This is a genomic window from Shewanella sp. MMG014, from assembly GCF_018100775.1.
In the GTDB taxonomy this organism is placed as follows: domain Bacteria; phylum Pseudomonadota; class Gammaproteobacteria; order Enterobacterales; family Shewanellaceae; genus Shewanella; species Shewanella japonica.
The window spans coordinates 46,485-59,687 of the sequence record NZ_JAGJDZ010000001.1 but is presented as its reverse complement, the minus strand read 5'-3'; the positions used below and the strand labels follow the sequence as shown (position 1 = coordinate 59,687).

The window sequence follows — 13,203 nt, the reverse complement described above, 5'->3', positions numbered from 1 at the left end:
CTAAAAATAATAAGGAAATTATGTCATTGGAGTCATTGTTAACGCTTCTTATCGTCACAGGCTTATTGTTAGGTTCGCCAGGTCCTGTGCCTATCGCACTTGCTGCCACAGGTGCTACCTATGGACTTAAGCAAGGTTTACCATTTTTACTGGGTATATTAGTTGGACTCACTTTTGCGATAACTGGGTCGATATTGGGTTTATCTGTACTGTTAATTCATTACCCAACTATCGGAATTGTTTGTCAGATCATTGCCGCAGGCTATATGTGCTATATCGCCTTTAAGATTGCTACAGCGCCAATTCAGTCCGATGACACTTTACATAAGGCACCCAATTTTCGAGATGGTTTTGTATTAAATCTACTTAACCCTAAAGCTTATGCTGCATTTCTTGCGATATTTTCTCAGTTTTTGCTACCTCATTCTTTTATTGAATTAAGCTACCTGATAACAGGTATCGTTTGTCTGGTCGTGGCCATTGTAGTTGATAGCCTGTGGCTAATGTGCGGAAGTTTATTGAAACCTGTATTTACTCATCCAAAGCATGCTCGAATCATTCGTGTTTTATTTGGCTCATTACTTGTCGTGACTGTCATAGCCTCTTTGAGCATGAGTACTTGAGCATCAAAGTTTAAATGGACAGTATTGATTCTGCTGTAATGTTATCTAAATAATGCTTTTTAGTGCTTTTACCATAAAGGAAAAATAGCGAATACTAATGCTGATAATCTTAACGATATAATTTTAAAGATAGAATCGTGTCTATATAACTAATATCGAACAAAATAACTTACGATTTAAGGTGTTTGCTATTTCTCAGTCAACTTTACGCTCATCGACGTCTAAAGCTGCCGATTCTCTTTTAAAGACTTGTTTGTTAACCGTGCTAGCAATCATTGCCTTTGCAGCTAACTCTGTTTTAAGTCGACTGGCCCTAGCTGAAGAGGCGATAGATGCAGCAAGCTTTACCGCGGTAAGATTGATTACTGGGGCTTTAGTGCTGTTAATTATTGTTAGTGTTAAATCACTCAGTCATGGGCAATCAATTAATCTGTCAAAGGTCGTTAAACCTGTTTCGGGCAGTTGGTTTGCCAGTATTATGTTATTCATTTATGCAGTGACCTTTTCGTATGCGTACATCTCTGTGGATACTGGCACTGGCGCCCTAATACTTTTTGGTTCAGTGCAATTAACGATGATAGCCATATCGCTTTTATTTGGTACACGTTTATATCTTGCCGAGTGGGTTGGTATTTTGATGGCGTTTTCAGGGTTAATTTATCTTGTGTTACCTGACGTCAGTTCACCGTCATTTAATGGCTTTATTTTGATGACTCTGTCAGGTGTTGCATGGGGAGTTTACACCCTTAAAGGGCGACGTTCTCAAGCGCCAATTATGGATACAGCTTATAACTTTGCTTGTACATTACCTTTGGTTTTAGTGCTAATCATCGTGGCCTTTGATAGCTTCCATTTTACTTATCAGGGGATAATATTGGCTGCCATAGCTGGTGGGTTAACTTCAGCGGTAGGTTACAGTATTTGGTATATTGCGCTAAAGGGGTTAAGTGCTACCCAAGCTGCAGTGATCCAATTATCTGTGCCGATAATTGCTGCAATAGGCGGGGTGATATTTGTGGCAGAGCCGATAACTTATCGTCTAATGATTTCATCTTTAGTGGTGTTAGGTGGCATTTTGACAGTGGTAATAGGTCGATACTATTCAATAAATGCAGCAACTAAAACCACAAACGAGACAGGGTAACCACAATCTAATTAATAAGCAGCCTGTGATGCGATATAGGCTGCTAAATGGGTTTAAATGAAGCTATTCGTGATTAACTATCTCGATATTAACTATTTCGATATTAACGACTCAGTATTAATGAGTGCCCCATAATCTTATTGCTAAACCTGATGCCCTTGAAGTGACTTGTTGACATGCTTTTTCAAAAACATAAGGCGAGCCTAAACAAATAAAGTGTTCTTTAGCACGAGTGATTGCGGTGTAAACAAGTTCTTTTGTAAGCAATTGCCATTGAGCGTTGCTGGGCTTTTGCGGTAATACAAAAGCCACTTGTTCAAACTCACTGCCTTGGCTTTTATGTACGGTCATCGCAAAGCAGGTGTCGTGGTTAGGTAAGCGAGCTGGCTGTACTTTTAATAAGCTACCGTCGGCTTTAACAAAATAAGCCATTAAGCGTTCTGGTTTTTGCTCGTCTTGTAAAATAAGCCCGATATCACCGTTAAATAAGCCTAAGTTGTAATCATTACTTTGAATGATGATTGGGCGACCTAAGTAAAACTCTTGGCTTGGCTTGATCCATTGATTTTCTTTAAGCACATTGGTCATCGCAAGGTTCATCCCATCTACGCCAAACTCGCCTGAACGCATCGCACATAAAATGCGGTATTGGTTAAAACTGTCGATAATGGCTGTTGGGCTATGTAAGTTTTCCAGCGCCGCTGAGCTAGATTCAAGTTGCGTATAGGCATATTGGTTATCAAGGATCATTTGCAAGTACTGACCATAAGCTGCAACAGATACCTGTAGCAGTTGCAGACTTTGAGTATTTGCTTGGGTTTTACTCGTGCTTGCTACAGGAGAATGTCCTTGAGTTGTAGCTTGAGCCTGATGTTCAATCCAAGTGAGCTCTTGGTGACCATGCTGCCATTCTCGGCGAATACCCGCAATATCGACATAATTAACAGCACTCGCTAATAAACCAATACCTGCATCGCCTTTAAACCTGTGGCTGTGCATTAACATACAAAGGTTGTCACCAATCATAGGTTGGGGGTGAACGAATTGGCTGGTGGGTTGATGGGTCAGTTTTTCAAGCAACTGAGCTTGCTCGGCAGAGTAACGCATTTGCCAAGGCTGAGTCGCAGTGTTTGCATTTACTTGATGCTGTTGAAGGCCAGAACAGATATCAGCAAGGACTGCGCCAGCTTCAACAGAGGCTAATTGATCTTGATCGCCCAATAAAATTAGCCGTGCATTGAGTGGTAATGCACTGAGCAATTTATGCATCATGGGTAAGTCCACCATGGACGCTTCATCTACGACTAATAAATCTAATCGCAATGGATTGGCTTTATTATGGCGAAAGGTGTGAGAATTCGGAATCACGCCTAATAACCGGTGCAAAGTCGCTGCTTCTTCAGGGATACGTGTTAGCGCATCTTTAAGCTCTTGTTTACCAGTCTGTTCTACCTGACTTGCTAGCCTTGTTTTTGACGCTTTAATTGATTCACTTAATCTCGCGGCAGCTTTGCCTGTTGGCGCCACTAACTTGATGGTTAATGAAGACTGAGTTAATAGCAATAATAATAGTTTGGTGACTGTGGTGGTTTTACCGGTTCCAGGCCCGCCAGTAATTACCGCTAAAGATTTAGTTAATGCGGTTGCTGTAGCCACTTTTTGCCAATTGATGAGAGGTTCATTCGTGTTGTTCTGTTTACTATTTACTTGCTCATCAAACAAATCATCCAGGTAGGCTGGCAGTAACTCAGTATTGGCCACTAAGTTGATAGCTGCCATTTGATTAAGCCGTTGAGCAACTTCAGCCTCGAAATGATAGTATTTGTTTAGATACAGGCGACCATATTCAATGATTAATGGCAAATTATCTTCGGGCTCACCAACACAACTTAGTTGTTTGATTTCATCCTCTAACTGCCCATGATTAATTTTTATTTGGCATAAAGCCAGTTGTTCACATAACGGGTTTTCGAGGTTGATATTACTGATCACTAAACAACTGTGTTGGCTAGACAGTTGCTGGCTTAATAAGGCGCATATAAACAGTAAAAAGGCTTCATCTTGCTGGCTATGACTGGCATCAACATAGCTACGCTGCATTTTTACCATTTCTAACGCAAAATGTCGGTCAAGAGGCGTTATAAGACCCTGTTGTTGCCAGTGTTTCAGTAATTGTTGAATGGGGGCTTGTAATTGGAGTATTGAATTCATTTTAGCGACTCCAAGTAGGCGTCATCACCTTGTTGAAATAACCTGTCTAATGCGTCTATAAGCGCTTGAGAAGGCTTATCAAAAAAGACGCCAGTTTGAGGCTCATGTGGTGTCATTCCACGTAAAAATAGATAGAAGCAACCGCCAATATGTGTATTGTAATCATACTGCGGAAGCCTTAATGCTAAGTAACGGTGCAGCGCTAAGGTGTACAAAATATATTGCAGATTATAACGATGACTGCTGATGGCTTTTGCCATTGCATGAGTATCGTAATCACTAAAATTTTCACCTAAATGATTCGATTTGTAATCGGCAATATAAAAACGTCCCTGGTACTCGAAAGTTAAATCAATAAAGCCTTTAAGCATGCCTTGTAATTCATCAAACTCAAAGCCAGCATCGTAGCCAAATTGAGATAATATTGTATTTAACCCTTGGGCTTTAAGACGAGTAATTGGTAGATAAAACTCCATTTCAACCAATGTTTGTTTTGGCGTTAGCTCACTTAAGCTAATGATATTTCCATCTGAGTTCAGCAGTTGTTGATCATTGTCGATAAAGCCGGTGAGTAATGGAGTATGCAGTATTTGCTGGTACCATTCGGTTAAGGTATTCGTCCATGTCTCTTTATCAAAACCGTATTGCTCCATGGCTTTTTCTAGTGCAGGAGCAAGTTCAATATCGGCTTTGGTGAAGTCAAATAATTCCATTACTAAATGCATAAAGCTACCCGCATTGGCGCCACGCTCAAAGGTGAAGCGATTAATGGCATTAACTTCTGCTTCAGTATCAAATGGGTTGATGTCATTACTGGGTTCAAATGCAACTTGTAGCTCTTGGCTGAAATCTTCATCGTCAGCGCCTGGTGACACTTTCTCATGAGCTAAGTGTTTTACTAAACCTGAATAGCTTCCGACACGCCAAGGCGTATCGTAACCTCGATTGAGTGTATTGGCAGCTAAGGCTTCTAAAGACGTTTGGCTGTCAACAAATACGGACTCATCGATTTGATTAATTTCAGTGATACTGATTGCACAGCGGTATAGTTCATCATCCGACTCCAGATGCAGTAATTTTTGTGCTTGCTGTTCTAGCTGTTCAAAATCGCAATCTTTGCTGGTGATGCCAAGTAAATAACCGATTGCAGTCTCAAATAATTGGCTACTAATGCCTGCTTTTAACATACGGCTGTGATTGGCTATATAGAGATAGCATACATACACAGGGCGGGTTAGGGCGACGTATAACAAGCGTAAATCTTCAGCGAGGTTTTCTTGTTTGTATTGCTCCCAACCTTCTTTGGTGCCTTCTACATCCCAAATGAGTTGATCATCTTGGTGATACAGCATTGGTGTCGGCTTTCTGCGATTGTCACGGGCTAAACTGATAAAAGGTACAAAACAAACAGGGTACTCAAGGCCTTTACTCTTATGAATCGTGACAATTTGAACAAGATTCTGCTCGCTTTCTAATCTTAACTGTTGCTCATCACTGCCTTGAGCTTCAATTAATTGTTGCTCAAACCAATTAATCAGTGCGCTACTGCCATCAAGTTCAGTGGCTTTTTGCTGCAATAGCTCAGAGAGATGACGAAAATCGGTTAAGCGTCGCTCACCACTCTCATGAAGTTGACTGATATCATTCTCAGACTCAATTTTGTTGTCAATTTTTGAATGACTATGACTATGACTATGACTATGACTATGACTTTGAGACAAAAAGCGTCGAATAAGCTGAGTTTCATTAGCCAAAGATAACAGTGCAGGCATGATCCCATGCCTAGACCATAATTGGTGCCATTGTGCAAAGGTGTCTAATAAGGTTTGTCGCTGCTCTTCATCTTGATTGAACTGATGAATTTGCAAGGCGTTATAACCCATGAGTTCAGTCGCCATTGCGGCTCGCAAACAGCGTTCATCTTTTGGCGTGGCAAGGGCTCGCAGAATGATAGCGAGTTCAAAAGCTTCTTGGGTTTTAAAAACACTATCACGACTTAAAAAAACTGCGCCAATATTACGCTGACTTAATGCCTGTTTCATTACGGCCGCTTCATTTCTGTCTCTCACTAATACAGCAATATCTTTAGCCACGAGTGCTTTACCATTATGATGGCATTGTCCTGCTTGAGACTCAGTGAGCAGTCGTTTAATTTCACTGGCTGCATCACCAGCGAGTTGTTTTCTAGCGGTGGTTTTGTTTAACCCGCTTTCATTTTCAGATAATAACTTTATCCGAAGAGCTGAGCGGTCATTACTCGCTTCAGTAAGTATTTTTGTATCTGCGTTTTTTGGCGTGTTAACGACATCATAAGGAATCGCATCGCTAATAAAAGGATCATCGTGCTGGCTAAATAATTGATTCACCCCATTAACCAAAGCGGTTGATGAGCGATAATTAGTTTCAAGGTTGTAATGCGATTGAGTTTGTTTTCTTGCACTAATATAGGTATGAATATCGGCACCACGAAAAGCATAAATGGCCTGCTTAGGATCGCCAATCATGAGTAAACTCAGTTTTTCTAGTTGAGTCTGTTGCTGATAAATTGCTGAAAATATCGCAAATTGAAGCGGGTCAGTATCTTGGAATTCATCAATTAATGCCACAGGAAAGCGTGTTGAAATCGCTTTTGCTAATTGCTGTGCAGTTTGTGTATTTGATGCCAACGCCATGTCGTCAGATTCTGGGTCATTTTCTGAGTTAGCTTCTGAGCTAGTTTCTAAGTTAATTTCAGAGTTAGTTTCGTTAGTGGCTACAGAATGAAGCGCCCCAGCTAAAGTCATCAGTAAGTCATCTGGTGTCATTAAGTTGCGCTGCGCTTTTTGCATAGCAAATCGTAACTTAATACCCTCTTTGGCTTTAACTAAAAAAGCCGGTTTAATTTGGTTAATTAAGTCGAATAAGCGCTCGATATGATCCAATAATGGTGCTTCAGAAGGTGTGGGTATTTCACCGCCTTTATTGAGTTTAAGTCCTGATAATGCCAGCATTTCAAGTTCTTTAATTGGCGGCAAACTCGCGTGCTCAGCACTAGCCCAATGAGTTAGTTTATCAAACATGGCTGCAAGCTTGGGGTAATCATCGGCTTTTTTACCAAACCTTGCGCCGTTTAAAGGCAAGCTATGTAGTAATTCAAGTTCTGCTTCACTATCTGCTTTCCAGCGCATTTTAAAACGAGATAAGCTTTGACTTAGCTCTGCTGTGAGCTTGTTAAAGTCTTTAGTAACAAGAGAAGTATTGGCTTGGGTTGCACCTAATAATTGCCGTAATTGCTTCGCTAGTTCATCAGGGCTACCAAACTCATTTGCAATGACTTGGGCTAATATTGGCGGTAGTGGGTAACAGGCCTCACGCCAGAAATCTCGAACGGCATGATGTAAAAATTCACTGTCATCCAGAGTAAATTCAGACTCAAACAGTAAAGATGACTCGAATGCCATATCCGATAGAATGCGCTGACAGAAACCATGAATGGTAAAAATGGCTGCTTCATCTAATGATTTTAAGGCTAAATCTAATCGCCTTAATGCCATTGAATGTTCATCGACAGGCATTTGTTGATAAAGGGCATTGACGAAGGCATCGTCGGTTTCAAGACCAAGAAAGCATTTAAACGCCACTTGAATACGCTTACGAATTCGGTCACGAAGTTCTTCTGTTGCCGCATTGGTAAAAGTCACCACCAAAATTTGTTCACAAGTTAATGGCGCTTTGTCTCTATCACCTAATAGCAAGCGTAAGTACAAACCCGATATAGTGTAGGTCTTACCCGTACCAGCACTGGCTTCGATTAAACTACTGCCTGCAAAAGGTAAAGTGAGCGGGTCAAGCTTAGTGACGTTGGTCATTAGTGGCTACCCTCTGTGTTAACACTGGTGATCTCGCTAATGTATTCATCTAACTCTGCTAATGTCCCTTTGTGATACACACTCAGCATAGGACTCAATAATTGCATCGCTGTGTGGCCAAACTCAACTTCGGTAAAGTCATCTGGAAATTGAAATAATCGTTTGTTATGGGGATCGTTACCTTCGCCAAATTCAGTTTGCTCATCTATCCATTGGCTTTGAGCTGCTAATAACTTGTCAGCATGCTCGCCTTCGGCTTCAACGTAGGCAAGGGCGGTGCGAGGCATAAAGCATAATGGTTTGTTTTGACCATTAAGGTAACCTTGCACAAATTGCTGTAGCAGTGTGTGGGCTTGAGCCTGCTTTATGGCAGTAAAGGCATGAAAATGACCGATATCTAATAGGTAACTGTTTTTTTCAATGCCAGAAGCGTTGATACAAAGATGACGTAAGTACACTCGTAAAAAGTCACGACCATGGGCTGTGCCAGGTCGGTAATTAATTTGACCTTTAGGATAAATATTATCGATACGACCGACGACATTGACTTGAATGTTTTGCTGTTGATTCAACGGCATGTGGTTAAAGCACAAATCAACATCAACTTCTCGCGTGTTTTCTTGCTCTGCGGTTAAAAATTGAATTCGACCAATTAATGGAGCGATATCTCGCTGATATTGGTTAAGCAACAAGTCATCAAAAGGACGCATCGGAAGCTCGCCGCTGGCTTTTAATTGGGCGATAAATTCCATATCTGCGTGCTCTAACTGGTGACTAATCGCACTGTCTAGCAGGGACGATTGCAGTTTATATCGCTCGAGTGAATCTAAATTAAACGGCTCATCATTATCATCAGCTTGAATACGAAGATTGAAATCTACTTTTAAGCTGCGATTTAAAAAAAATTGTGCTGGGCTACGATAAAACCGAAGCAAGGCTGAAAGCTCAAGTGTGTGTCGGCCAATATCTGCATTAGGTACGTCCACTGTTACTTGGGCAGGCATTGCTTCTTCAAGCTGCCAATCAATATCGATGGTTTGTTTAGCTGCAATAAAAGGGCGTTGACTTTCTGCGCTGGGATCATGTTGTGGCGGACACCATTGATGATTATAACTTTGCATTAATGCTGGCGAGCTATTTGTCGTGAGCTGTTCGCTTGGGGAAAATAACTTAGCGTCGAAAGGCTGTAATGGCTGCTGAATAATTAGATGTTCAATAATGGCGAGGTTAGCGTCATCGTTATTGATATCTCTGCGCTGTTTATTATTCGTGAGTAAACGATAATCCGCAAAATAACAAAGCTGATAATATTCAATTAATTCAGAGACTAACATTGACGGAATACGCTCAGCGTTATCACGTTCAGAATGGCCAATGTAACTAATATAAAGCTGTTGTCGAGCTGATAATAAGGCTTCTAAAAATAGGTATCTGTCATCTAAACGACGAGAGCGGTCACCTTTCATTGCGCCGTTATGCGCCATTAAGTCAAAGCCAACAGGGTGTTGAACTCGTGGGTAAACCCCATCGTTCATACCAAGTAAACAAACGACTTTAAATGGAATGGAGCGCATTGGCATAAGGGTGCAGAAGTTAACGCTGCCCGCTAGATAACGCTGACCCACACGAGATTCGTTAAGACGCTGATTAAACCATTGCTTTAATACTTCAATATCGAGCGAACCTTGATGGCCTGCAGCTTCTAACTCATCTTTTAAGGCGGTGAGTGCTTCGCGAATGGTTTGTACTTGTTCACGTTCGTCATCATCAGCTTCAAAGAATACTTCCAGCAGTTGATAGAGTTGCTCAATACGCTCAAGCGTAGGGCAAGGGGTTGCAAGTTGAAGTTGGTATTCGTCAATGGCTTCTAAAAAGTTGAGTAAAAACCCTAACGTTTGCGCTGACTGTCCTTCAACCCCTTTAACCAGCAAAGTGTCATGATAAATGGAGGACTCATCATTAAACGCGTAGCCTTGAATTAACCGTGTAATACCAAAAGCCCAAGAGTTTTGATTAAAGCCTGGCACGCCCTGTTGAACGCGGGTGTGTTCATCACGCCCCCAGCGAACGTTAGCATCATCTAACCAGCGCCTAATAAGCTGTAATCCGTCATCGTCGAGTTGAAATTTACGTAAAATGGCTGGCACTTCAAGAATGCTAACAATCTCAGTTAAGCCAAAGCGGCTTTGATTAATATTGAGTAAGTTTAAAAAACTATTGATTAATGGAGATTCTTGCGCAGCACCTCGGTCAGCTATGGCATAAGGAATATAGCGATTGCCATGTTGTTGCTGACTGTTTCCTGTGCCAAAAACAGCGTCGATGTAGGGGGCGTAAGCGGCCACATCTGGCATCATGATCACAATGTCTTTTGATAATAAGTCGGCATCATTTGATAATAAATGTAAAAGGTGGTCGTGCAGCGTTTCAACTTCTCGCAATGGACTATGACAGCTGCGCAATGTGATGGAATCGTCGCTTGAGTGCAATGTTCTTCGAGCTTCGGTGTTTTGATAAAAATGCGCATCTGGCCCTAATGGCTCACCTAAGGTTTCCATTTGCAAAATATCATATTGCAAACCATGTAGTAGGCTTAACTCATCGGTGGATTGGCTGGGTTCAACATAACAATCATAACTAAAATCAGTGTGCTCTGCAGGTAGCGCGAGCATTAAATCTAATAGCTCACGGCCCATTTTTCCGTTGTTCGCTAAGATAGGGTTACCGACTTCAAGTTTTTCTTCCCATTGCTCGCCTAGCTGCTTTTTATTGGCATACTGAAGCGCCATGCGAGCACGGGCTTTCGGGTCAACAATATCCCCCCAGTAATGCTGGCAAGGGCTGAGTGAGAACATAATAACTTCAATACGTTCTGCAAGGTGATATAGCACTTCTAACGTTTGCGGAGGCATAGATGAAATACCAAATACAAATAAACGTTCAGGTAGAGATTCGATTACCGTATTTGGGTTTTGCAGTGCTGTAATTAAATCTTGATGCAAGTTAGCTCTGTGATACAAACTGGAATTAACTTGATGTTGGTTGTATTCAATTAATGCTCGCCATAGTTTAGGTTGCCATAACTGATTATCTTCAAGAGACAAAGGATGCTCATTTTGCTCCCAGCCAAGTATCCAGTGTGGACGGTATACTAAATATTGATCGAATATATCGGCTATTCGACCACATAATTGGTATAGTTTCATCGCATCAAAATGTTGTTGATGTTGAGCATATAAAGGTGAGAGTTCATTGCTAGTCGTAGTGGGTTCGACTAATGTACTCGCTTGCTGCTCAAGGTAAGCTTTTAATGGCGCAAAATCTTCATCCGTTAATAACTTGGGTAACAAGTCCATTAACTTCCACGTCATTGCAGCTTTAGTAAAAGCATTGTCTTTTGGAACATCAGGTAAGAGTTCGTGGCATAATTGCCAAGTAAAACTTGAAGGCAATGGGAATGAAAGCGCTGCAGCAATGCCATTGTATTTAGCGACTTCAAGCCTTAACCAAGTCGACATACCTGGGCTTTGTACCAAGATATGTTCACTGGCCAGTAAATGCGTTGAATCAAGTGGAATTGCCAACATTTTAGAAAGTTGTTCCGATAACACTTCCATCTGATTTGATTGAATTAATCTAAGCATAACTGACTCGAAAGCTGATGATAAAAACCATTCTAAGAGGTTGTTATTAGGTTTGAAAGGCTTTTATAGCTGCGGATATTTAAAAGCTAAATAATTACACTAATATCTTTGTTCTTGATGTCATTAGTATGTGGTTTAAACTGTATTTTCCTATACTAATGGATTATATGGGCTACCAGTTTATGAAAACGAGGACCTACATCAACTTTCACTTAATTAAATATGGCAGTTAATTCATTTTTATACTTATGTATCAGTTATGGAGTAACTTATATATCGAAGTTTAAGTTTTTAAATTATGACGTTTATTAGTGTTTGTTGATTTTTTCTTGGCTATTTTACTGTGTTATCGACTTTCTATGTAGAATAACGACACCGTAATGTCTCTCTCATATAAATGGCTATCAAATCAAAGCTAATACAACCTTGAAAAGTCAACAGGAGTTAGTCACTAGATTAAACGTTTATAAGACGACGTGACTAATAGCTGTTAAGTGAGGGTTTGATACGTCATATTGCATTGGTTGATAGGAAATTAGTGGCATATATTAATCTTAGTTTTATGGTGAAGTATTTTTATTTCATGTAATTATCATGTGGGAGATTAAGAATGTGTACTCGTATTATTTATCAAACTAAATCAGGTAAATTCATTACTGGGCGTGGTATGGACTGGAATGATCCTAAATCAAAGTTTGCTGTGATAGCAATGCCTAGAGGAACAGCACAAACGGGTGGAGATGTTGCGAACGCGCTATCTTGGACATCGAAATACGGTTCAGTGTTTACTGCAATGTATGATTCATCTTCCTCAGACGGTTTAAATGAAGCTGGTTTAGCTGTGAACGCACTTTATTTCACTGAAGCAGATTATGGTGATTACACCAAAACTGAAAAGCCTGTTATTTCGGTTGGAGCTTGGGCCCAATATTTTCTTGACAATTTTGCTACTGTTGATGAAGCGGTTTTAGCGATGCATGAGCCAGCTTTTGTAATATACGCACCATTACTTGCAAATGGTCGCCCAGCTACGGCACATATTTCTCTGACAGACGAAAGCGGTGATTCTGCAATTTTTGAGTACATAGATGGTGAGTTGACGATTCATCATCATCCTAAATATACCGTGATGACCAACTCTCCTACGTTTGAAGAGCAATTAGCAATTAACAAATATTGGAAAACGGTTGGCGGTAATCGAATGATCCCTGGAACAATTAATGCTGCTGACCGTTTCGTAAGAGTAGATTATTTCCTGAAAAGTACTCCAAAGTTTGAAGATGGAAAAAGCGCTATAGCTGCTGCAATGTCAATTATGCGCTCTATAGGGGTACCGCTAGGCATGGAAGATCCTGACCATCCCAATATTTCTGCGACCTTGTGGCGTTCATTAGCTGATCATAGTAATAAAAAGTACTATATGGAGTCTTCATCTCAACTAGGTTTATTTTGGGTAGATTTAAAGCAGTTAAACCTTAATGAAGGTGCACCAATTGTTGGTGTTGTTTTGGACTCAGCTGATAATAGCTCCGGTGATGTGAGTAAAGATCTACAACCTATGCAAATGATTTCTTGGATGGTGTAAAAATACTTTTATTCTAAAAATGTCATAAGTGACCTATTGCATCTTAATTTGGCCTGAATTTTAAATTTCTAAATTCAGGTCAAAAATGTAAAGCTAAATTATTAAATATAAGTTTATCTTGGTAGATGTTGTTTGATGCTCTAATCTG

6 protein-coding genes are annotated in these 13,203 nt (G+C 40.5%); 3 read left to right on the top strand and 3 right to left on the bottom strand.

Annotation, left to right across the window (positions count from 1 at the left end; translation table 11 throughout):
* Window positions 1-20 precede the first annotated feature (20 nt).
* Window positions 21-623: a LysE family translocator gene (locus tag J8L86_RS00225; protein ID WP_211028171.1), complete on the top strand. Its 603-nt coding sequence runs from the start codon at window positions 21-23 to the stop codon at window positions 621-623.
* A gap of 181 nt (window positions 624-804) precedes the next feature.
* Entirely contained in the window at window positions 805-1,767 is a 963-nt protein-coding gene (locus J8L86_RS00220) for a DMT family transporter (RefSeq protein ID WP_348772636.1), read from the top strand.
* Between the two features lie 117 nt (window positions 1,768-1,884).
* Here the strand turns inward: J8L86_RS00220 and recD are convergent, their stop codons facing one another.
* The 3 genes from recD to recC are packed head-to-tail and all read right to left on the bottom strand — an operon-like array spanning window position 1,885 to window position 11,470.
* Window positions 1,885-3,978, bottom strand: coding sequence for an exodeoxyribonuclease V subunit alpha (gene recD, locus J8L86_RS00215; protein ID WP_211028170.1), 2,094 nt, complete (start codon window positions 3,976-3,978; stop codon window positions 1,885-1,887).
* Window positions 3,975-7,826, bottom strand: coding sequence for an exodeoxyribonuclease V subunit beta (gene recB, locus J8L86_RS00210; protein WP_211028169.1), 3,852 nt, complete (start codon window positions 7,824-7,826; stop codon window positions 3,975-3,977). The genes recD and recB overlap by 4 nt, the downstream gene beginning before the upstream one ends.
* Window positions 7,826-11,470, bottom strand: coding sequence for an exodeoxyribonuclease V subunit gamma (gene recC, locus J8L86_RS00205; RefSeq protein WP_211028167.1), 3,645 nt, complete (start codon window positions 11,468-11,470; stop codon window positions 7,826-7,828). Before recC ends, recB begins: the two co-directional genes overlap by 1 nt.
* A gap of 610 nt (window positions 11,471-12,080) precedes the next feature.
* On the opposite strand from recC, the gene J8L86_RS00200 reads away from it, so the two are divergent.
* Entirely contained in the window at window positions 12,081-13,055 is a 975-nt protein-coding gene (locus J8L86_RS00200; RefSeq protein ID WP_065108338.1) for a linear amide C-N hydrolase, read from the top strand.
* Window positions 13,056-13,203: the final 148 nt, after the last annotated feature.